The 21,329-nt window shown below is 71.1% G+C and carries 20 protein-coding genes and 1 pseudogene; 11 read left to right on the top strand and 10 right to left on the bottom strand.

Annotation, left to right across the window (positions count from 1 at the left end; translation table 11 throughout):
* Window positions 1-2: 2 nt before the first annotated feature.
* Complete coding sequence (locus ACIA5C_RS04080) at window positions 3-1,910, bottom strand: amylo-alpha-1,6-glucosidase (RefSeq protein ID WP_396051010.1); 1,908 nt, start codon at window positions 1,908-1,910, stop codon at window positions 3-5.
* 109 nt (window positions 1,911-2,019) lie between these two features.
* Here ACIA5C_RS04080 and ACIA5C_RS04075 point away from each other — a divergent pair, with 109 nt between their 5' ends.
* From ACIA5C_RS04075 to ACIA5C_RS04040, 8 genes are all read left to right on the top strand, one after another.
* Window positions 2,020-4,638 carry an MGH1-like glycoside hydrolase domain-containing protein gene (locus ACIA5C_RS04075; protein ID WP_396051008.1) on the top strand — a complete coding sequence of 873 codons (2,619 nt, stop codon included), beginning with the start codon at window positions 2,020-2,022 and terminating at the stop codon, window positions 4,636-4,638.
* The gene (locus ACIA5C_RS04070) at window positions 4,635-5,351 is read left to right on the top strand and encodes a RibD family protein (RefSeq protein WP_396051006.1); all 717 of its coding nucleotides are present in this window, start codon (window positions 4,635-4,637) and stop codon (window positions 5,349-5,351) included. Before ACIA5C_RS04075 ends, ACIA5C_RS04070 begins: the two co-directional genes overlap by 4 nt.
* Before the next feature lie 21 nt (window positions 5,352-5,372).
* Window positions 5,373-5,873, top strand: a complete 501-nt coding sequence (locus ACIA5C_RS04065) for a hypothetical protein (protein WP_396051005.1) — start codon at window positions 5,373-5,375, stop codon at window positions 5,871-5,873.
* A 247-nt stretch (window positions 5,874-6,120) separates the two neighbouring features.
* Window positions 6,121-7,050, top strand: a complete 930-nt coding sequence (locus ACIA5C_RS04060; protein ID WP_396051003.1) for an ABC transporter permease — start codon at window positions 6,121-6,123, stop codon at window positions 7,048-7,050.
* The gene (locus ACIA5C_RS04055; RefSeq protein ID WP_396051001.1) at window positions 7,047-8,039 is read left to right on the top strand and encodes an ABC transporter permease; all 993 of its coding nucleotides are present in this window, start codon (window positions 7,047-7,049) and stop codon (window positions 8,037-8,039) included. Before ACIA5C_RS04060 ends, ACIA5C_RS04055 begins: the two co-directional genes overlap by 4 nt.
* A gap of 15 nt (window positions 8,040-8,054) precedes the next feature.
* Window positions 8,055-9,704 (top strand): ABC transporter substrate-binding protein, encoded by a 1,650-nt coding sequence (locus ACIA5C_RS04050; RefSeq protein WP_396051000.1) that lies wholly within the window; start codon window positions 8,055-8,057, stop codon window positions 9,702-9,704.
* Window positions 9,701-11,296: a dipeptide ABC transporter ATP-binding protein gene (locus ACIA5C_RS04045; protein WP_396050999.1), complete on the top strand. Its 1,596-nt coding sequence runs from the start codon at window positions 9,701-9,703 to the stop codon at window positions 11,294-11,296. Before ACIA5C_RS04050 ends, ACIA5C_RS04045 begins: the two co-directional genes overlap by 4 nt.
* Window positions 11,293-11,931 carry a hypothetical protein gene (locus tag ACIA5C_RS04040; RefSeq protein ID WP_396052010.1) on the top strand — a complete coding sequence of 213 codons (639 nt, stop codon included), beginning with the start codon at window positions 11,293-11,295 and terminating at the stop codon, window positions 11,929-11,931. Before ACIA5C_RS04045 ends, ACIA5C_RS04040 begins: the two co-directional genes overlap by 4 nt.
* Here the strand turns inward: ACIA5C_RS04040 and ACIA5C_RS04035 are convergent.
* Together ACIA5C_RS04035 and ACIA5C_RS04030 are read right to left on the bottom strand one after the other, a co-directional pair.
* Window positions 11,921-12,262 (bottom strand): annotated as a pseudogene (locus ACIA5C_RS04035) (class I SAM-dependent methyltransferase); the annotation flags it as partial. The gene ACIA5C_RS04040 and the pseudogene ACIA5C_RS04035 overlap by 11 nt on opposite strands.
* 56 nt (window positions 12,263-12,318) lie before the next feature.
* Window positions 12,319-13,188 (bottom strand): aldo/keto reductase family oxidoreductase, encoded by an 870-nt coding sequence (locus tag ACIA5C_RS04030; protein WP_396050996.1) that lies wholly within the window; start codon window positions 13,186-13,188, stop codon window positions 12,319-12,321.
* A 59-nt stretch (window positions 13,189-13,247) separates the two neighbouring features.
* Here ACIA5C_RS04030 and ACIA5C_RS04025 point away from each other — a divergent pair, with 59 nt between their 5' ends.
* On the top strand, window positions 13,248-13,673 hold the full coding sequence (locus ACIA5C_RS04025; protein ID WP_396050994.1) for a winged helix-turn-helix transcriptional regulator: 426 nt from the start codon (window positions 13,248-13,250) through the stop codon (window positions 13,671-13,673).
* Here ACIA5C_RS04025 and ACIA5C_RS04020 read toward each other — a convergent pair.
* Window positions 13,600-14,511 (bottom strand): DMT family transporter, encoded by a 912-nt coding sequence (locus tag ACIA5C_RS04020; protein WP_396050992.1) that lies wholly within the window; start codon window positions 14,509-14,511, stop codon window positions 13,600-13,602. The two genes, ACIA5C_RS04025 and ACIA5C_RS04020, sit on opposite strands and share 74 nt — an antisense overlap.
* Before the next feature lie 71 nt (window positions 14,512-14,582).
* Here ACIA5C_RS04020 and ACIA5C_RS04015 point away from each other — a divergent pair, with 71 nt between their 5' ends.
* Window positions 14,583-15,470, top strand: a complete 888-nt coding sequence (locus ACIA5C_RS04015) for a LysR family transcriptional regulator (RefSeq protein ID WP_396050990.1) — start codon at window positions 14,583-14,585, stop codon at window positions 15,468-15,470.
* Here ACIA5C_RS04015 and ACIA5C_RS04010 read toward each other — a convergent pair.
* From ACIA5C_RS04010 to ACIA5C_RS03985, 6 genes are all read right to left on the bottom strand, one after another.
* Window positions 15,467-16,069, bottom strand: a complete 603-nt coding sequence (locus ACIA5C_RS04010; protein ID WP_396050987.1) for a hypothetical protein — start codon at window positions 16,067-16,069, stop codon at window positions 15,467-15,469. The genes ACIA5C_RS04015 and ACIA5C_RS04010 overlap by 4 nt on opposite strands.
* A 5-nt stretch (window positions 16,070-16,074) precedes the next feature.
* A complete protein-coding gene (locus tag ACIA5C_RS04005) occupies window positions 16,075-16,662 on the bottom strand; it encodes a TIGR03086 family metal-binding protein (RefSeq protein ID WP_396050985.1) in 588 nt (195 codons plus the stop codon).
* Between the two features lie 54 nt (window positions 16,663-16,716).
* On the bottom strand, window positions 16,717-17,124 hold the full coding sequence (locus tag ACIA5C_RS04000; RefSeq protein ID WP_396050983.1) for a TIGR03668 family PPOX class F420-dependent oxidoreductase: 408 nt from the start codon (window positions 17,122-17,124) through the stop codon (window positions 16,717-16,719).
* Window positions 17,121-17,951: an LLM class F420-dependent oxidoreductase gene (locus tag ACIA5C_RS03995; RefSeq protein ID WP_396050981.1), complete on the bottom strand. Its 831-nt coding sequence runs from the start codon at window positions 17,949-17,951 to the stop codon at window positions 17,121-17,123. Before ACIA5C_RS03995 ends, ACIA5C_RS04000 begins: the two co-directional genes overlap by 4 nt.
* A gap of 10 nt (window positions 17,952-17,961) precedes the next feature.
* Window positions 17,962-19,878 (bottom strand): putative bifunctional diguanylate cyclase/phosphodiesterase, encoded by a 1,917-nt coding sequence (locus ACIA5C_RS03990; protein ID WP_396050979.1) that lies wholly within the window; start codon window positions 19,876-19,878, stop codon window positions 17,962-17,964.
* An 84-nt stretch (window positions 19,879-19,962) separates the two neighbouring features.
* Window positions 19,963-20,790: a M55 family metallopeptidase gene (locus ACIA5C_RS03985; protein ID WP_396050977.1), complete on the bottom strand. Its 828-nt coding sequence runs from the start codon at window positions 20,788-20,790 to the stop codon at window positions 19,963-19,965.
* A 141-nt stretch (window positions 20,791-20,931) separates the two neighbouring features.
* On the opposite strand from ACIA5C_RS03985, the gene ACIA5C_RS03980 reads away from it, so the two are divergent.
* Window positions 20,932-21,306, top strand: a complete 375-nt coding sequence (locus ACIA5C_RS03980) for a YciI family protein (RefSeq protein ID WP_396050975.1) — start codon at window positions 20,932-20,934, stop codon at window positions 21,304-21,306.
* The last annotated feature ends 23 nt before the right edge of the window (window positions 21,307-21,329 follow it).

The following is a 21,329-nucleotide window of genomic DNA, read 5'->3' as shown; positions in this document are numbered from 1 at the left end:
CATTAGAGGCGGCGGGCGCGCAGCGTCTCGGCGACCGACCAGGCCTGGAAGGGGCAGCCGGTCGCCTCGTGCGGGGCGTCGCCGTCGGCAGTCTCCGACACCGAGCCCAGGCCGTACTCGCCGAGGTGGTCGTCGGCGTCGGAGAGGGTCTGGTCGGCGGAGACGCCCAGGCGGTGCCAGGCGGCTACGAACGGGCCGATCAGCCAGGGCCAGACGGTGCCGGTGTGGTAGGCGGTGTCGCGCTCGGCCGGGTCGCCGCGGTGTACGCCGTGGTAGGTGGGGGAGCCGGGGGCCAGGCTGCGCAGGCCGAGCGGGGTCATCAGCGCCGAGCCGATGGTCTGCAGGGCGGCCGGGTCGGGGCGCAGCGGGGCGTAGGGGAGTGACCACGCCAGCAGCTGGTTGGGTCGCAGGGAGGCGTCGTCGCCGGACGGGCCGTCGACCACGTCGTGGAGCCAGCCGGTCGGCGCGGGGAAGCGGCGGGCGAACGAGGCCAGCGCGGCCGGGTGGGCCCGGGCGGCGGCGCCGGCGCTGACCCGGACCTGCCACGCCAGCTTGATGACCATGGCGAGGCCGTTGACCCAGAGGGCGTTGATCTCGACCGGTTTGCCGGCGCGGGCGGTCACCGGTACGCCGTCGACGCGGGCGTCCATCCACGTCAGGGCCTCGCCGGGGGCGCCCTGGCGGAGCAGCCCGTCGGACGGGTCGGCGCCGATGCCGTAGCGGGTGCCCGCCAAGTGGTGGTCGACGACGTCGCGGAGCGCCGGCAGCAGGGAGGCGGCGAGGTCGGTGTCGCCGGTGACGGCGACGTGCCGGCCCACCGCGTGCAGGAACCACAGGGTCGCGTCGGCCGTGTTGTATTCCACCCGGCCGGTGTCGGCGGTGTTGGCGAGCATGCCGCGGGACAGCCGTCCCGCGTACGCCTGCAGGAGTGAGCGGCCCTCGGCCGCGCGACCCGTCGCCAGGAAGAGGCCCTCGTAGCTGAGCATCGTGTCGCGCGACCAGGCGCCGAACCAGGGGTAGCCGGCGACGACGTCGGGTCCGGCGGCGGTCTGCACGATGAAGGCGTCGGCGGCCAGCGCCAGCGTGGCCTGCGCGTCGTCGGCCGGCCGGGCCGCCGCCACGATCGCGCGATTGCGGGCGCGGGCGGCCGCGACGACGTCGATGGCGGGCGCCGGCGCGGACGGCAGGTCGGTGGCCCACGCGGTCACCGAGGCCGTCGCCCCGGGCTGGCGCAGCTCGGCGTGGAAACGGCCCGCATGCCAGAGGTCTTCCGACGGGGTCAGGCCGCGGGCCGCCTCGGCGCGATGATGAACACCCCGCCACCAGGTTCCGGCCCGGCGGAAGCCGGGGCCGCGGAGACGGTACGCGTCGTCGACCACGAAGCCGTCCGAAGCGTCGACCACGGAAAGTGGCGGACCGTCGGCGGTTCGCTCTCCGTGTACGTCTCTCCATGTGCAGAGCGTGTCCAAGGCGAGCGTGATCGGGCCGCCGGTCAGCAACCGATGGACCACCGCGACCGCCGGGCGGCCGGGCGCCATGGCGAGTTCCCGCTCGATGACGACGTCGCCGATCCGCCACCGCCAGCGCGGCAGGCCGTCGACCAATTCGAACCCGGCGAGAAGTTCGTGCCCTCGCGGGGCGATCGTCCCGTCCGCCCATTCGTGGGTGCCGAGCCGCACCGAAGTGCCCGACGGCAGGGTCACGACCGGGTCGAGCGAGGCCAGCGCGAGACGACGGCTCTGCTCCCCGGCGACCACGAGTAGTCCGTGGTAGCGGCGGGTACGCAGACCGCCGGCGGTGCCCATGGCGTAGCCGCCGCAGCCGTCCGGCACCAGCCACTCGCGGGCCGAGCCCTCGTCGAGGCGCCCGCACACCTGCGGGCCGAACGCCAGGCGGCGCACGGTAGCCATCAGATGACCTCCGGTTGTCGGGCACAATCATTCGGTGTCAACGTCTGTAACACCGGGAGGGGACAATCTCAGTGTCGCCGTACGGGAGCCGATGAAAAGAGTTATGGGGGTGAAGCACGGCGTGGCGGAGCGGAAACGCCTGGCGCAAGCCGACTCCGGAGAGCAGCCGTGGCGGGCGTGGGGTCCCTATCTCTCGGAACGCGCATGGGGCACCGTCCGTGAGGATTACAGCGAGCACGGGACGGCCTGGGACTACTTCCCGCACGATCATGCGCGCTCCCGCGCGTACCGCTGGAACGAGGACGGCATGGCCGGCCTCTGTGACGATCGGCAGACGTTCTGCTTCGCGCTCGGCCTCTGGAACGGTCAGGATCCGATCGTCAAGGAGCGCATGTTCGGTCTCGGCGGCGACGGCGGCAATCACGGCGAGGACGCCAAGGAGTACTGGTGGTACCAGGACTCGACGCCCACCCACTCGTGGATGCGCTGGCGCTACCACTACCCGCAGGCCGCCTACCCCTACGACGACCTGGTGCGGGTCAACGGGCAGCGGTCGCGCGAGGAGGCGGAGTACGAGCTGCTCGACACCGGCGTCTTCGCCGAGGACCGGTTCTGGGCGGTGACCGTCGATTACGCCAAGGCGACGCCGCGCGACATGTGCATCGCCGTCACCGTCTCCAACCGGGGGCCGGAAGCGGCGACCCTGCACGTGCTGCCGACACTCTGGTTCCGCAACACCTGGTCGTGGGGCCTGACCAACCGTCCGGTGCCGACCATGGCCGGCACCCCGGGGCGGCTCGAGGCGCAGCACCGCTCGCTCGGCCACCTCGTGCTCGAGGCGGACCGTCCGGTGCCGGCGCTGATGTGCGACAACGAGACCAACTCGCAGCGGCTGTGGGGCCTGCCCGGCACCAGCCTGTACCCGAAGGACGGCATCAACGACCACCTGGTCAACGGCGCCCCGACGGTCAACCCGGACGGCACCGGCACCAAGGGTGCGCTGCACTACGAGCTGACGCTCGGGCCGGGGGAGACCCGCACGCTGCGGCTGCGCCTGGTGCAGGCCGACGACGGGCCCGGCCCGCTCGACCTCGGCGCGGGCTGGGCCGGCGTGATGCGGGAGCGGCTCGCCGAGGCCGACGAGTTCTTCGACGACCTGATCCCCGACGGCGCCTCGGCCGAGGAGGCGGCGGTCGTCCGGGCCGGCGTCGCCGGTCTCATGTGGGGCAAGCAGTTCTACCACTTCGACGTGAAGCAGTGGCTGACCGGCGACCCGGGCTCGGCGCCACCTCCGCCGGGCCGGCGCTACGGGCGCAACAACGCCTGGTGGCACATGAACAGCTTCGATGTCATCAGCATGCCCGATCCCTGGGAATACCCGTGGTACGCCGCGTGGGACCTGGCATTCCACTGTGTCTCGATCGCCCGCGTCGACCCCGGCTTCGCCAAGTCGCAGCTGCTGTTGCTGCTCCGCGAGTGGTACATGCATCCCAACGGGCAGATCCCGGCCTACGAATGGGCATTCGGCGACGTCAATCCGCCGGTGCACGCGTGGGCCGCGCTGCAGGTGTTCGAGATCGACGGCGGCCGCGATCACGACTTCCTCGCCCGGGTCATGCACAAAATGCTTCTCAACTTCACGTGGTGGGTCAACCGTAAGGATGTCGGCGGTAACAACGTCTTCGAGGGCGGCTTCCTCGGACTCGACAACGTCGGCCCGTTCGACCGGTCGGCGGCGCTGCCGGTCGCCGGGGTGCTCGAGCAGTCGGACGGCACCGGCTGGATGGCGATGTACGCGCTCAACCTGCTCGACATGGCCATCCGGCTCGCGCTGCACGACCGCACCTACGAGGACATGGCCACGAAGTTCTTCGAGCATTTCGCGTACATCGCGGAGGCCGCCTATCGGCAGGGTCTCTGGGACGACGAGGATTGCTTTTTCTACGACGTACTCCGGCTGCCGGACGGCCATCGGCTGCCGCTGAAAACCCGTTCCATCGTGGGCCTGTTGCCGCTTGCGGCAACGACACGGCTGACCGCCGCGACCCTCCATCGACTTCCCGACCTGAGCGCCCGCTTGCGCTGGCTGCGCACCGCGCAGGGCGAGTACGCCGATGTCATCAGCGCCCGGCGCCTCTCGCCCGAGGGCCAGCAGCAACGCCTTTTGTCGATGGTCGGCCAGGATCAGCTTCTGCGCATCCTCGCCCGCATGCTCGACCCGGAGGAGTTCCTTTCCCCGCACGGTCTGCGGACTCTTTCCCGGGCGCATCTGGAGAAGCCGTTCACGGTGTCGCTCGGCGGTTCCGATTTCACCGTCGGCTACGAGCCGGCGGAGAGCACGAGCGGGCTGTTCGGCGGCAATTCGAACTGGCGCGGGCCGGTCTGGATGCCGGTCAACTATCTGCTGGTCGAGGCACTGCGCGAGTTCGCGGCGTTCTTCGGCGAGGACCTGCTGGTCGAATACCCGACCGGATCGCAGCACAAGGTGCGGCTCAGCGAGGTGGCCGACGACCTGTCCCGGCGGCTGATCTCGCTGTTCATCCCGGACTCGTGGGGTCATCGGCCGATCTACGGCGCCAACGAGACGCTGCAGACGCATCCGGACTGGAAGGATCTGATCGTCTTCCCGGAGTATTTCCACGGCGACAACGGGGCCGGGCTGGGAGCATGGCATCAGACGGGCTGGACCGCGTTGGTCGTCGATCTGATCCTTACACTGCACCGGTGATTCGTGCTCGTGTGATCGTCTCCGTCATCGCCACCGTCGACGGCCGGGTGGCTCTCAACCGGTGGTCGCGGCTGCTCGATGCGTCGGCCCGGCAGTTGTGGGAGTCGGCCTGGCCGCCGGATGTGCCCGAGTTGCTGGCGCGGGGGTCGGCCGTGCTCGAGGAGTCGGCGCCGACCGTGGTGCTGGAGGGGAGCGGCACGTTCGTACCCGATTCCGCCCCGTCGCTGCCGCTGGCGCCGGTCAACGTGCCGCCCGGTGACTTCCTGCCGGCGGTGGGCAGCCCGCGGTGGTTCGCCGTGGTCGACGGGCGGGGGCGGATGGAGTGGTCGTTCAAGGGCGACGACACCACCCGCCTGCTGGTCGTGGTCAACGAGTCGACGCCGTCGGGCTACCTCGGCTTCCTTCGGTCCTCCGGCATTCCCTATCTGTGCGCCTCCGGCCTCCCGGTGATGCTCGAGAAGTTCCGGTCCGAACTGGGCGCGACCTGCGTCGTCTCGGAGGCGGGCGGCGGCCTCAACGGCGCCCTGCTCCGCGCCGGCCTGGTCGACGAGCTGCACGTCATTACCGTGCCGGCGCTGGTCGGTGGACTCGGCACCCCGTCCATGTTCGACGGCCCGCCGCTGGGCCTGTCCGAGGCGCCGGTGAAGCTGCGAACGGTCGACGTGCAGGTCGGTTCGCACGGCTCGGTCTGGACCCGCTACGAAATCGGTTGAGGGTCTTGTTAGGTTCGAAACATGAGCGAGGTGCTGGTGCTGCACGGCTCGCCCGGGTCGGGCAAGTCGACGCTCGCCGGGCCGATCGCCGAGTTGCTGCGGGTCGACGGCAAGGCGCACGCCGCGATCGACCTCGATGAGATCAGCATCATCTTCCCGTCGCCGGGCCGCGACTTCGCGCTGCGCAACCTCGCGGCGATCTGGCCGCATTACGCCGCCGTTCCCGGGCTCCGGCTGATCCTGCCGAGCGTGATCGCCGACGAGGCCGAGCTGGCGTCGTTGCGGGCCGCCGTCCCGTGCGACCGCTTCCAGGTCTGCGAGCTGACCGCGCCCCGCCCGGTGCTGGAGGCGCGGGTGACGGCGCGCGAACCCAACGAGTTCTGGCGCGACCGCCTGCTGGCCTTCGTCGACCTGTTCGACTCCCGCACCGACCTCGACCGCATCCGTGACTTCCGGGTCAGCACCCACGACCGCCCGATCGCCGACACCGCCCGCGAGGTGCTCACCAGGGCCGGTTGGTGACCTCGTTCGACGACGCGACGCTCGACGCGCAGATCACCGACGCGTTCCCGCCGGCGACCTCGGTGACCTCGGTGGTGCCGGCCCGACGCGAATAGTCCGGGCCGAAAACCCCGGGTGATCAACGTCGCAAAGCCTATTGGCCCTATATGTGTTGCGGGTCTCTTCCCATTACCTCGGAGACGACCTACCGTCGTCGCCATTGATCACGGCCGCTCCACCGTGCCGGAATTGTGGTAGAGAAGGAACGATGGTAGTCGATGTTGCCCGAGTCTCGTCCGAGCCGCCGGAGTTCCGGCCCGCCCGGCACCCGCTGCGCGGGCTGCTCGGCGACCGCTGGGCGATGACCGGCGGCGCCATCGTCCTGTTCTTCATCGTCCTCGCCGTCGCGGCTCCGCTGCTCTCCTCGATCGAGGGTCACGACCCCTACACCTACGACACCAAGGCCCTCAACGACTCGGGTCAGCCGCTCGGTTTCGGCGGCGGCATCGGCGGCTCGCACTGGTTCGGCGTCGAGCCGGTGACCGGCCGCGACCTGTTCGCCGTCGTCGTGCACGGCGCCCGCACGTCGCTGCTGGTCGGCTTCGCCGCGACGGTCATGGCGGTGCTGATCGGGGTGCTCGCCGGGCTCACCGCCGGCTACTTCGGCGGCTGGTACGACCAGGTGATGAGCCGGATCATCGACGTACTGTTCGGCTTCCCCTGGCTGGTCTTCGTGATCGCGATCGGGGCGATCGCCCCGGCCGGGTTCCCCAAACAGCTCCTGGTCATCCTGGTCATCGGCCTGTTCGGCTGGCCGTCGATCGCCCGGGTGGTGCGCAGCCAGACGCTGGCCCTGAAACGCCGCACGTTCGTGGTCGCCTCGGCCGCGCTCGGTGCCGGCCCGGCCCACCAGCTCCGCCGGCAGTACCTGCCCAACCTCTGGTCGACGATCATCGTCTACGCCACCATCACCGTCCCCGGCATGATCGGTGCCGAGGCCGCGCTCTCGTTCCTCGGCGTGGGGGTACCCCCGCCGACCCCGGCCTGGGGACGCTCGATCGGCGAGGCCGTCTCGTGGGTGCAGACCGACCCGATGTTCCTCGTCTTCCCCGGCGCCGCGCTCTTCCTGGTGACCTTCGCCTTCAACCTGTTCGGCGACGGCCTGCGCGACGCCCTGGACCCCCGGACGCGCCGATGAGAACCTTCCGCTACATCGTCCTGCGCCTGCTCGGCATGGTGGCCACCCTGCTGGTGATCAGCGTCATCACGTACGCGATCTTCTATCTGCTGCCGTCGAACCCGGCGCTGCTGTCGTGCGGCCGGCCCTGCACCCCGCAGCGGCTGGCCGAGGCCAGCGCGTTCATGGGCTACGACAAGCCGTGGGCACAGCAGTACCTGGACTTCCTCGGCGGTATCGTCGCCGGCCGGCACTTCGGGTCGGGTGCCGCCGCGGTCGACTGCTCCGCGCCCTGCTTCGGCTACTCGTTCCGGCTCAACGCGAGCGTCACCCAGCTGATCGTCGAGCGGGCGCCGATCACCTTCTCGATCGCGATCGGCGCGGCCGTGCTCTGGCTGCTCCTCGGCGTCGGCGCCGGGGTGATCGCGGCGGTCCGGCGCGGCACCGTGGTCGACCGGGCGGCGATGGTGTTCTCCACGATCGGCGTATCGACGCCCGCCTACCTGGCCGGCCTGCTCGGCATTCTGCTCTTCGGCTTCACGCTCAACATGGTGCCGGTCGGCGGATATGTGCCGCTGACCGAGAACCCGCTGTACTGGGCCTGGCACCTGATCCTGCCGTGGTGCGTGCTCGCGCTGCTCTCGGCCGCGGTCTATGCCCGGCTGACCCGCGGGCAGATGCTCGAGGTGCTCGGCGAGGACTACATCCGTACGGCCCGGGCCAAGGGCCTGCGCGAGCGCCGGGTGATCGGCCGGCACGGCCTACGCAACGTGCTCATCCCGGTGATCACCGTGTTCGGGCTCGACCTCGGCACGCTGCTCGGCGGCGCGGTGATCAGCGAACGGGTGTTCAGCATGCAGGGCCTCGGCGCGCTGCTGCTGGACGCGGTGAGCAGCACCGACCTGCCGCTGATCGTCGGCGTGACGCTGTTCGCGGCCGTTCTGGTGATCTTCGCGAATTTTGTCGTGGACATGGTCTACAGCCTGCTCGACCCACGAGTCGCGCGGTAAAGGAAAGAGGCACCTATGAGACGGACCCTTATCGCGCTTGCCGCCGTATTGAGCCTGGCGGCGTGCGACGCCAACCCGAGCACCACGTCGGACAAGGGCACGACGACCGGCACCGCCAAGGGCGGCACGCTGACCATCCTCAACGCGCAGACGGTCATGCACTTCGACCCGGCGAAGAGCCAGAGCCTGGCCATCACGTCGCTCGGGCTGGTGCTGCGCCGGCTCACCGCGTGGGACGTCGAGCCGGGCAAGACCGCCCAGGTGGTGCCCGACCTGGCCACCGACACCGGCAAGACCACCGACGGTGGCAAGACCTGGACGTACACGCTCAAGGACGGCCTGACCTTCGCCGACGGCACGCCGATCACCGCGGCCGACATCAAGTACGGCGTGGAACGCTCGTTCGCCCCCGAACTCTCGGGTGGCCTGGGCTATCACAAGAGCCTGCTGATCGGCGGGGACACGTACAAGGGGCCGTACACCGGTGGTGAACTCGCCTCGATCGAGACCCCGGACACCAAGACGATCACGTTCAAGCTGAAGGCCGCGTACGGCGACTGGCCCTGGATCGCCTCGATGCCGGCCTTCTCGCCGGTTCCCAAGGCGAAGGACGACCTCAAGACGTACGACCAGAAGCCGGTCGCGTCCGGGCCCTACCAGATCGAAAGCTACCAGCAGGGCACCGCGGTCACGCTGACCCGCAACCCGAAGTGGGTCGCGAGCACCGACCAGGCGCGCACCGGCGGCCCTGACAAAATCGTCTTCCAGCTGGGCCAGGACACCACGGTCGCCGCCCAGCGCCTGATCGCCGACTCGGGCGCCGACAAGAACGCGTTCGGGGCCGGCTTCGTCCCGCCCGCCCAGCTCGCACAGATCCAGCAGAACCCGGCCGCCAAGTCGCGGCTCGTCACCTCCGACGCCGGCGCGCTGCAGTACCTCGCGATCAACACCCAGCGGCCGGTCCTCAAGAACCCGAAGGTCCGGCAGGCGATCGAGTACGCGGTGGACAAGCACGCCTTCCAGATCGCGGCCGGCGGCCCGACCGGCGGGGACCTGGCCACCACGCTGATCACCCCGGGCATCGCCGGGCGCGCCGACTACAACCTCTACCCGACCGACCCGGCGGGCGACCCGGCCAAGGCCAAGACACTGCTGGCCGGTACGACCGTGCCCAAGCTGGTGCTGCTGTCGCAGAACGACCAGGTCAACCTGGCCCAGGCCCAGGCGATCCAGCAGGGCCTCCAGCGGGCCGGGATCGCGACGACGATCAAGCCGACCGACCAGGACAGCTACGTCGCCGACGTGACCAGCGACCGGTCCGACTACGACCTGACGGTCAGCAGCTGGCAGCCCGACTTCCCGAGCGCGAACGGCAACATCGAGCCGCTGTTCGCCACCAAGGAGATCGGGGGCGGCGGCTACAACATCTCGCGCTACTCCTCGCCCGAGGTGGACAAGCTGATCGACCAGGCGACCGCCGAGGTCGACCAGACCAAGGCGCAGGCGCTCTGGGCACAGGCCGACAAGCGGATCATGCAGGACGCGCCGGTGGTGCCGCTGATCTACACCAAGAACTCGTTCCTGCACGGATCGAACGTCCAGAACTTCTTCGTGGCGGCCTTCCCCGCGTACCCCAACTACCTGAAGGTGTCGCTGAAGCAGTGAGCCTGTTTGCCGTCTCGAACCTGGACATCGCCTTCGGCGATGTCGCGGCCACCCGCGGCGTGACCTTCGAGTTGCGCCGCGGGCAGGTGCTGGCGCTGGTCGGCGAATCCGGCTCGGGCAAGAGCGTCACCGCGATGGCCGTGCTCGGCCTGCTGCCCGGCACCGCGACCGTCACCGGCAGCGTCGAACTCGACGGCGAAGAGCTGCTCGGGGCGCCCCCGGACCGCCTCCGCGAGCTGCGCGGCGGGCAGATCGGCACGATCTTCCAAGAGCCGATGACGGCCTGGAACCCGGTTTTCACCATCGGCAACCAGATCGAAGAGGCGATCCGCGCCCATCGGGCGCTCTCCCGCTCGGCCGTACGCGCCCGCGTGCGCGAGTTGCTCGCGACGGTCGGGCTGACCGACGTGGACCGGGTCGTCCGCTCCTATCCGCACGAGCTCTCGGGCGGCCAGCTGCAGCGGGCAATGATCGCGATGGCGATCAGCTGCGACCCGATGCTGCTGATCGCCGACGAGCCGACGACCGCGCTCGATGTGACCGTGCAGGCCGGCATCCTCGATCTGCTGCGCGACCTGCGGGATCGGCTCGGCATGGCGATCCTGCTGATCACCCACGACATGGGGGTGGTCGCCGACCTGGCCGACGCGGCGGTGGTACTGCGCCGCGGCTCGATCGTCGAGTCGGCGTCGGTGCCGTCGCTGTTCGCCGCCCCGGCGCAGGAATACACCCGCGAGCTGTTGAGTGCCGTGCCGACGATCCGGCCGGGGTCGTCGTCCCCGCCCGCGGCTCCGGTCGCGTCCCTGCGGGACGTCGTCGTCGAATATAGGGGGCGGCGCCACGTGCGGGCCCTCGACGGCGTCTCGCTCGAGATCACCCGAGGTCAGGTGCTCGGGCTGGTCGGGGAGTCCGGGTCGGGCAAGTCGACCGCCGGGCGCGCGCTGGCCGGGCTGGTGCCGGTCGCCGCCGGAACCGTGCTGGTCAACGGCACGGACCTCGGCACGGTGTCGCGGCGCGGCATGCGCGACCTGCGGGCCGACATCGGCATCGTCTTCCAGGACCCGGCGTCGTCGCTCAACCCGCGCCGGACCGTCGCCGACAGCATCGCCGAGCCGCTGGTGGTGCACCGCTCGCTTACCCCGGCGCAACAGCAGGAACGGGTGAACGAACTTCTTTCGGCGGTCCAGCTGGGCCCGGAATTCCGGGCCCGGTTCCCGTACGAGATGTCCGGCGGCCAACGGCAGCGGGTCGCGATCGCGCGGGCTCTCGCTCTGAATCCGGCGCTGCTGATCGCCGACGAACCCACGAGCGGGCTCGACGTGTCGGTGCAGGCGCGGATCCTCGACCTGATCGAGTCGTTGCAGGAGCAGTTCGGCTTCGGCTGCCTGTTCATCAGCCACGACCTGGCCGTGGTCGGGCGGCTCGCCGACCGGGTCGCGGTGATGCATCAGGGCCGGATCGTCGAGGAAGGGCCGCCCTCGTCGGTGCTGCTCGCCCCGTCCGACCCCTACACGCAGCGGTTGCTGGCGGCCGCGCCGGTCGCGGATCCGGTCGAACAAGCGTCGCGCCGGGCGTCCCGGTCGGCGCCCTGATCTCGACCCTGTCGGCGGCCAACGCCAACACGCTCGGCTCCTCCGAGATCATGGTGCGGCTGGCCGCCGACCGCCAGGTGCCGACGGCGGCCGGCCGGCTGTGGCACGGCCACCCGGCGGCAAGCGTCCTCGGGGGCGCGGTCATCTCGGTGATCCTGCTGCTGACCGGCGACATCCAGACGATCGTCGCCCTCGGCAACGTGGCCGCCATCGCCGCGATGATCCTGGTCAACGCGGCCGCGATCCGAGCCCAGCGCCGGCGGCCGGTGGCTCCGGCCGACGCCCGCACGGCCGACCTTCGGGGCCCGGCCGCCGGCGTCGGCTCGGCTCGGGCCGACGCCGGCACCGCCTGGCTTCGGGGCCCGGCCGTTGGCGCCGGCTCGGCTCCGGGCGACCGGGCCACCGCCGGGATCCGGCTGCCGGGCGGACCGCTACTCCCGGCGCTGGGGCTGATCGCCGCAGGCGCGCAGCTGTTCTTCATCGCCTGGTGGGAAACCCTGGTCGGCCTGGTCCTGGTGATCGCCGGGCTGGGCCTGCACGCCCTGCGGGGGCGCCATCTGCCCGACCCGCACGCCGTCATCGTCGACCACCTGAGCCGCAATGCGGGCCCGGCCGGCCGCGCACTCAGCCGCTGACCTGTCGGCGCGCTGTCAGCAGCAGTTCGTGGCCGTTCCCGCCCGGCTCCCACTCCGCGGTCGTCACCTCGAAGCCCGCCTCGAGCAGGTGGGGCCGGAGGAAAACTTCATAATCCCTTCCCACTGAGCCGCCACCCGGAAGCACAGCGTGCTCCGTGCGGCCGAGGGCCAGCGTGCCGCCGGGACGCAACAGGTTGTGGACGACGTCGAGGGACTGGGGCAGCGGCTGCCACAGTTGCACGCTGTTGATCGCGCAGACCGCGTCGGCACCGGCCGCCGGCAGGCTCAGGGAGCCGGCGGTGGCGTCGACCAGCCGGACCCGGTCGCGGAACTTCCGGGTGCGCGACGCGCCTGGGCACGCATCGCCGGGGAGGGCTCGGCGCCCGGCTAACGACCGATCTTGTCCAGGTCGGTGAGGTCCTCGTCGGAGAGGGCGAGACCTGCGCCCTCGACGTTCTCGCGCAGGTGGGCCACCGACGACGTGCCCGGGATCAGCAGGATGTTGGGTGACCGTTGCAGCAGCCAGGCCAGGGCGGCCCCCATCGGGGTCGCCTCCCGCCGGGCCGCCACCGCCGACAGCGCCGACGACTGCAGCGGGCTGAAGCCGCCCAGCGGGAAGAACGGGACGTACGCCACGCCCTGGGCGGCCAGCGCGTCGATCAGCTGGTCGTCGTCGCGGTGGGCCAGGTTGTACATGTTCTGTACGCACACGATGGGCGCGATCGACTGGGCCTCGGTGACCTGTTCGGGTTGCGCGTTGCTCACGCCGAGGTGGCGGATCAGGCCCTGCCGCTGCAGGTCGGCCAGCGTCCCGAACGCCTCCGCCACCGAGCCGGGCCGGGGGCCCTGTGCGTTGCCGAGGCGCAGGTTGACCACGTCGAGCACGTCCCGGCCGAGGTGGGTCAGGTTTTCGTGTACGGCCCGGCGCAGGTCGCCCGGCGTACGCGCCGGGGGCCAGCCGCCCCGCCCGTCGCGGGTGGCGCCGACCTTGGTGACGATCTGCAGCGACGCCGGGTACGGGTGCAGCGCCTCGCGGATCAGGCCGTTGGTGATGTGCGGCCCGTACGCGTCGGCGGTGTCGATGTGGGTGATGCCGAGGTCGACGGCTTCCCGGAGGACGGCCAGCGCGCCCGGCCGGTCGGCCGGCGGTCCCATGACGCCGGGGCCCGCGAGCTGCATCGCGCCGTAGCCGAAGCGGGTGACGGTCAGGTCGCCCAGGGTCCAGGTGCCGCCGGGGAGGGAAGGAGTGGAGATCATGCGCTCTACTCTGAGGGGGTAACTTCCTTACGGGAAGTAGGCACCTGGAGGTTCGTAACATGCCGACGACGACCGCGGCCCAGAAGAGGGCGCAGGCCAAGGTGGAGTACGACGCGTTCCTGGCGGGGTGCCCGAGCCGCCGGCTGCTCGACCGGATCTCCGACAAATGGGTCACGCTGATCCTGGCGGCGCTGGGCAGCGGCCCCGACTGTGCCGGCGAGCCGCGGGCGATGCGCTACTCCGAGCTGGCCCGGCTGCTCGCCGGGGTGAGTCAGAAGATGCTGACCCAGACGCTGCGTTCGCTGGAGCGGGACGGCCTGGTCACCCGTACGGTGACCCCGACCGTGCCGGTGACCGTCACCTACGAGCTGACCGAGCTCGGCCTCTCGCTGCATCGGCTGATGCGCGCCCTCAAGTCGTGGGCTCAGACGCATATGGACGAGGTGCTGGCGCATCGCGGGGCGTACGACCGCGCAGCCGAGTGACCGCCACGCCGGCCAGGCACAGGGCGCCGCCGGCCAGGGCAAGCCAGGTCGGGGCCTCGCCGAGGGCCAGCCACGACAGCAGGACGGCGATTCCGGGCACCAGGTACGACGACGAGGAGAGCTTGCCGGCGGTGGTGCGCTTCAACGCGTACGCCCAGGTGCCGAAGGCAATCGCCGTCGGAAAGACCCCCAGATAGATGACGCCGAGGCTCGCGGCGGCGGGAGCCGACGCGACCTCGCGGACCAGGCCGGGCGCGAAGGGCAGGCAGACGACGGCGCCGAACAGGCAGCCGATCCACGTCGCGGCGAAGGCGCCGACCGTGCCGAGGGCCTGCTTCTGCAGGAGGACACCGACGGCGTAGAGGACGGCCGCGCCGAGGGCGAACAGCACGCCGACGAAGTCGTGCCGGCCGGTCGAGGTGGCGACGGCGATGACGGCCACCCCGACGAACGCGACGGCCAGACCGGCCAGGAGGCTGCGGGGGAAGCCCTCGCCCAGGTAGAGGCCGGCCAGGACGGCGATGAGGATCGGGCCGACGTTGACGATGAGTGCGGCGGTGCCGGCGTCGACGTGCTGCTCGGACGCGTTGACCAGCACGGTGTAGAGGCCGAACCAGAGCGCGCCGTACGCGATGACCAGCAGGAGCGGACGGCCACGCGGCAGGCGGGGCCGGACCACCAGTGCGACCGCCGAGAGGGCCACCGCTCCGACGAGCATCCGGCCGAGCGCCAGCGCACCCGGGCTGTAGTGGGGGCCGACCGCGCGGATCACGATGAACGCGGACGCCCACAGCAGCATCGTGATGCCGGCGGCGGCCACGGCTCCGTAACGGCTCATGACGATCACGCTCCTCTAGCGCTCAATGAAGGACAAGCAATGATTTCTGCACTTCTGTTAAGTTGCGCTTTATGATCGACGTTCACCGCCTACGGGTGTTCCGGGCCGTGGTCGCCGGCGGCTCGGTGAACGCCGCCGCGAGCAACCTCGGCTACACCGCCTCCGCGGTCAGCCAGCAGGTCGCCGCGCTGCAGCGCGAAACCGGCCTCACCCTGCTCGCCCGCAGCGGCCGCGGCGTCGAGCCCACCGCGGTCGGCCTCGCGCTGGCCGCCGAGATCGACGACGTGCTGGCCCGGCTCGGCGACGTCGAGGCGTTCGTCGGCGACCTGCGCGACGGGCGCACCGGGTCGCTCTCGATCGCGTACTTCGCGTCGGTCGGCTCGGCCTGGATGCCGACCGTCGCCCGCACGCTGCTGCACGAGTTCCCGGCCCTGCGGCTCGACCTGGCCCTGCGCGACGATCTGAGTACCGGGCCGGGCAAGCGTCCCGACGTGCAGATCGTGGTCGGGCCGCGGGACTTCACCGGCACCCGCGAGGCGCGGGCCCACCACCTGATCGACGATCCCTATCTCGCGGTCGTGCACCGGGACCATCCGCTGGCCACCGAAGGCGGCGTCGAGTTGTCGCGGCTGCAGAAGGAACGCTGGATCGACAACGACGTCGCCCGGGGCTGGTGCCGGCGCAATCTGCTCGAGGCGTGCCAGGCGGCGGGTTTCCGCCCGTCGTTCCGGGTCGAGGCGCACGACTATCCGAGCGCGATCGCCTTCGTCGAGGCCGGAATCGGCATCACCGTGCTCCCGCGGCTCGGCGCGATCCGCCTGCCGCCGGCGGTGACGGCGGTGCCGGTCACCGGTCCGACCCCGCTGCGCTCGATCTTCGCCCTGGTCCAGACGGCATCCGAGTCGGCGCCGCCCGCCCGGCGTGCCCTCGCGGTGCTCCAGGAGTGCGCGGCCGCCTAGTTCGCGTCCTCGTCCTCGTCCTCGTCGAAGACCTGGATCGCCCGCGACGCCGCCTCGAGGATGGGTTGCGTGTCGACCTCGGCCCGCGACTCGGTGATGCCCCTCGCCGGCCACTCGACCACCAGCGTCATCGGTCCGGGCGGCGGCAACGGCCACACCCAGTAGCCGAGATCGAAGCGGCGCCCGCCGCCCCCGCCGCCCCGTTGCATCAGCATGGGCGGCGCCACCGACGCATCGGGTGCGATGTGCCGCCCACCCAGATTGGTGGCCGAGGTGCCGTCCGCGAACAGAACGCCGAACCGCAGAAACTCGTCCGGCAGCGGGGCACCGGGCTCCGGCCCCTCGTGGAGCTGCTGGAACACCCTCCCGTGTCGCCACTGGTCATCGCGCCGCAGCAGCACGGTCAGGGTCATCTCGAAGCCGTTCGGAAAGGCCCGGAATCCGCTCACCGCGACCGCGGCCTCGTCCGACCTCGCGACCAGAAACTCGCCGGGCGCCACGCCGCCGACCGCCGCCTCGGGCCGGTCCCAGACCGGACGCCGGCGGCGCGGTGGTTCCGGCGGGGGCGGCGGCAGCGGGCGGTCATCGAAGAACCCCATGCCGGTCACCCTCCCACAGGAGTACGCCAGCCGGGGGTACGGCCGAAGCGCCGCACCAGCCGATCCTGATCGTTTTCGGAAGCGTCCGGCAGCGGCGCCTCGAAGAACGAGGAGACGTCCAGCCCGGCGTAGATCGCCGGGGACTCCTCGAGAATCCACGACACCAGGCCCGGATCCAGGGTGCCGGACCCGCCCAGCGCCCGAGCCAGGTCCCAGGTGTGGATCACGGAGTCGGCGGTGCGCACGGCGAGCGCCTGCCGCCCGGTCACCTTGCCGAGCGGATAATCCAGGACCCGGTCGAGCACGCCGGGAAGGCGAAAGCTCCCGGCGCACTCGCGCACCGATTTCCCGTACGCCGAAAGCGGCTCCCCGCCCACCGCGTCCCGATCGCGGAGCGCAAGGAATTCGGAGCTGCTGCCGCCGCGGGCGAGCAGCGCGTAGTTGAGGTTGCCCCGGGTCATGTGGTTGACCAGGCGCCGCACGTCCCACTCGGTGCACGGCGTCGGTGCCCGCAGCTGCGCGGGCCGCATCTCGGCGAGCGCCGCGGCGAATCCCGCGGCGGCCCGCCGATAGCGGTCAAGTGGATCGGTCATACACCGAGCCTGGCGTCACCGGCCGCGGAACTCTGGCGGAAATCGGACTTCGGGTTAGGGTTCGCCGGGGGCCGAAGCTTCCCAGGACGACCAATGCGTGACGGCGATGTGCAGAAACGGCCCGTCGAGCGAGACCTCCCGGTACTGCGGATATTTCGCGGTCAGCGCGCCCACGGCGGGCGCGGACGAGTCCACGACGGTGCAGATCCCGTCCGCCCGCACCCACCACAGCTGCGACCAGTCCGGCGAGTACGCGTCGGCCAGCAGGCTCACCCGCGGATTCGCGGCGATGTTGGCCAGCCGCTTCAACGAGCGCAGCCGCTTCGGCTTCCCGTCGACCGCCGAGTAGATCGTGTCGCCGTCGACCGCGAACACGATCGGCACGAGGTGCGGCTCGCCGTCGCCGGACACGGTCGCGAGCCGGGCCACCGGCTCGGCGGAGAAGCGGTCGCGAGGGTTCACCGCCCGGTCAGTTCCCCGATCGCCGCTTCCCATTTCTCCAGCGCCGGCTCGACCTTGCTCCACGGCCCGGACGGCAGCCAGCAGGACACCCGGTCGGCCCCGGCCGCCGCCAGTTGCTCGAGCGCCGACGCCTCCGGGGGCACGCTCAGCACCTGCACCGGCACGTACCGGTCGGCCTTGGCGCGCAGCTCACCGATCCGCGCCACGAGGTCGTTGTCGTGCCACTGCGGGAACCAGCCGTCCGCGTACGCCAGCACCCGGTCGATGACCGTCGGCCCGCCGCCGCCGACGTAGATCGGCGGGTGCGGCTTCTGGGCCGGCTTCGGCCACGACCAGATGCGGTCGAAGTTGACGAACTCACCGTGGAACGTCGCCTCGTCGGCGGTCCAGATCTCCTTCATGGCCCGCACCCGCTCGTCGAGCAGCGCCAGGCGGGTGCGCGGGTCGGTGCCGTGATTGCGCATCTCCTCCCGGTTCCACCCGGAGCCGATGCCGAACTCGAACCGGCCCCCGCTGAGGTGGTCGACGCTGGCGACCTCCTTGGCGAGCACGATCGGGTCGCGCTCGATCACCAGGCAGACGCCGCTGCCGACGCGCAGGGAACGGGTCGCCTCGGCGGCCGCGGTCAGCGCCACGAACAGGTCGTACGTATGGAAGTATTTCTGCGGCAGCACCGCGCCGCCGCCCCAGGCCGACTCCCGGCTCGCCGGGATGTGGGTGTGCTCGGCGAAATGGAGGGCGGTCTGGCCGCGCTCCTCGACCCGCCGGGCGATGTCGCCGGGCCGCATGCCGTCGTGCGTGGGGAAATAACCGACGCCGAAGTCCATGCGGGCCATCCTATGGCGCGACGAGCAGGGTCTCCGACGTCCGGCTCAGCCGGGCGGTCAGCGCATCGGCCGGCAGCGGCCGCGCGAAGTGGTAGCCCTGGGCCAGGTCGCAGCCGACCGAGTGCAGCGCCACGTGGGTCTCCGCGTCCTCGACGCCCTCGGCGACCACGGTCAGGCCGAGGTTGCGGCCCAGTTCGACGGTCGAGCGCACGAGCGCGCGGTTGGCGTGATCGATCGCCATGTCGCTCACGAACGAGCGGTCGATCTTCAGCTCGTCGAGGGGCAGCAGCTTCAGGTAGGTCATCGACGAGTAGCCGGTGCCGTAGTCGTCGATCGACGTCTTCACGCCGAGCGCCCGGATGCGGCGCAGCGCCTCGATCGTGGTCGCCGGGTCGCTCATCACCGTGTGCTCGGTGATCTCGATGCACAGCAGCTCGCCGGGCACACGGGTGTCCGACAGCAGCTCAGCGACCCGGTCCGGGAACGAGGTGTCGAGCAGCGAACGGGTGGAGACGTTGACCGCGACCGGCACCCGGTGCCCGGCGTCGAGCCAGGCCCGGGCCTGGTCGAGAGCGATCGCCAGAACCCGGTCGGTGAAACGGTGGATCAGGCTGGTGGTCTCGAGCACTCCGATGAACTCGCCGGGCGGGATCGGGCCGCGCTCCGGGTGCTGCCAGCGGGCCAGCGCCTCGACGCCGACCACCGCCTCGGTGGCGACGTCGATCTTGGGCTGGTAGTGCAGCGCGATCTGGTCGTCGACCTCGAGGGCGCGCCGCAGGTCGCCGAGCAGGGTGAGCCGGGCCGCGGTGTCCTGCGCGTGGTCGGCGTCGTACAGGTGGAAGCCGAACCGCTGCTCCTTGGCCGTGTGCAGCGCGATGTCGGCCTGCTGGAGCAGCGTCGTCACGTCGGTGCCGGGCGCGGCGATCGACGCGCCGATGCTGACCTCGAGGTCGATGATCACCTCGCCGATCATGAACGGCTCGTTGAACGCCTCGATCAGCCGGGCCGCGATGGCCGCGCCGGCCTGCGGGTCGCCCTCCGGCAGCAGTACGCCGAACTCGTCGCCGCCGAGCCGGGAAACGGCGTCCAGGTCGCGCACCGAGGCGGAGAGCCGCCGGCCGACCTCGACCAGCAGCAGGTCGCCGATGCGGTGGCCGAGGCGGTCGTTGACGTCGCGGAAGCCGTCGAGGTTGGCGATCAGGACGGTGGGGCGGCCGTGGGCCAGGGCGACCTCGACGGCGGTGCCGAAGGCGTTGCGGTTCGGCAGGCCGGTGAGGGCGTCGGTGGTCGACATCCGCTCGACCAGGCGCCGGTGCGTACGGTTCGACCGGGCGAACAGCGCCAGCAGGCACAGCCCGAGCGCGAAGATCACGAGGCTGCCGCCGACCAGCCGGTGCGAGTCGGAGCGGGCCGAGGCCTGATTGCGGGTGTACACCGCGAGGTGCTCGTTCTGCTCCGCCATCAGGTCGTTGGTGATCACCGACGTGAGCGGCTCGATCTGGCCCTCGAGGGTCACACCGGCCGCGGCCTTGTCGGAGCGGTCGAGCTGGTCGAGGTAGGTGCCGGTGGCGACCTGCAGGCGCGCCTGCCGATCGGCGATGATCTCCACCCGTGGGCGGTGGTCGGTGTCGGCGGCGAGCAGCCGCCTGATCGCGGCGGTGACCTGGACCTCGGCGAGCGGCAGCTGCTGCTGTTCCTCGCCGCCCGGCTCGACCAGCGACGCCTGGATCAGCGACAGCTCCCGGATCGCCTGATAGCTGGCGTCCTGGGCCAGGTCGGTGTTCGAGGCGTCGACCGAGATCCGCTGGAGCAGCTCGCTCTGACGCAGGCTGCCGAGCACGGCGTAACCGGACAGCAACGCGAGCAGGCCGGCGAGAGCCCACATCATCCAGCGTGGCGTACGCCGGCGGGCAATGGTGGAACGCACGTGTGGCCTCCTCGATCTCGCTCAGGGACCATCATCGGCAGCGGCGGCCCCGGCATGAGCTGCGAGCCGAGGGCAGGCACGGTGCTAACGCTCCAGGGCGATCCCGCGGGTGAGCAGAACACTCGTGATGAACGTGCGGAACAGGCGCAACCGGTCGGTGTCGCCGGCCCGGGTCACCCGCGGCGCGACACGCTCGACCCCCCGGATCCAGGTCGCCATCTCGGCCATGTCAGCCGTACGCCAAGTGACCTCCAGCGTCGACGGGACCGCAATATCCGGCGCCGGTCGATCCGCCAGTTCGACGGCCCGCGTCGCCGCCGCCCGGATCAGGTCACGGGCCACCTCCGGGTGCAGGCTCTCGGCCGCGAACCGCGTGATCGACTTCTTGACGACCGCCGTCTCGACCCGCGGGACCACCGCGACGGTCTCCTCGCACGCGGTCTGATCGCCGGTCACCAGCACGATCGGCACCCCGTGGTGGGCCGCGACGAGCGCGTTGACCCCGGACTCCCCGACGACCTGACCGTTGAGCCGCACCTCGGCGACCGCCCGCGGGTTGTAGGTGTGCGACAGCACGGCCGGGTCGCCGCCCATCGACCCGTGGTAGGAGACGAAGAAAATGGCGTCGAACGAGGGATCCAGCCCCTCCATCATGTAAAGCGGCTTGTGGCTGCCGGAAATGTAGGCCGCCCGCCCGTGCAGCCGCTCCGGCGCCAGGTTGCGCATCACCGAGTGCGAGTCGTTGACGACGATCTCGGTCGCCCCGCCGGCCAGCGCCCCGTCGATCGCCGCGTTGACCTCGGCCAGCAGCAACTCCCGGCCCGCCGCCGCCTCGGGGCCGTCGCCGACGCACTGCGCCCAGTCGACGATGCCCGCGGTCCCCTCCATGTCCGTCGATACATACACCTTCATGTGATCAATACTCTCCTCGCCGGGCCGGACAATCGACCGGCCGGCGAAACTTCTTCCGGGGGAGTGTCGGATCCGGGGTAAGCCGTTCGTAGAACGGGTGAGAGGCGGCCGCCGAGGCCGCCGGGACGAAGGAGTCATGCGATGCCGCGGTACCTGATCTCGTTCAACGACGGCGCGATGGACCACATCCCCGACGAGGAGATCCCCGACGTCGGCAAGGCCGCGCACGCGGTGATACAGGACGCCGTGAGCGCCGGCGTGTGGGTGTACGGCGCCGGACTGGAACGCCAGAGGGCGAGCGTCGTGTCCACGGACGGCACGGTCACCGACGGCCCCTACCCCGAGACCAAGGAGGTCATCGGCGGGTTCGTGATCGTCGAGGTGCCCTCACGCGAGGAGGCGCTGACCTGGGCCGGCAAGATCGCCCTCGCCTGCCGCTGTGCCCAGGAGGTCCGCGAGCTCCTGCCCGACCCCGAACAGGACACGATGCTCCGCGAAGCCGACCGACACCGGTGACCCGGCCGTGGGGGTCGCCATGG

The organism is Actinoplanes sp. NPDC051343, assembly GCF_044455125.1.
GTDB lineage: Bacteria > Actinomycetota > Actinomycetes > Mycobacteriales > Micromonosporaceae > Actinoplanes.
Note: the sequence above shows the minus strand (reverse complement) of the source record. Positions and strands in the feature narration are given on the sequence as shown.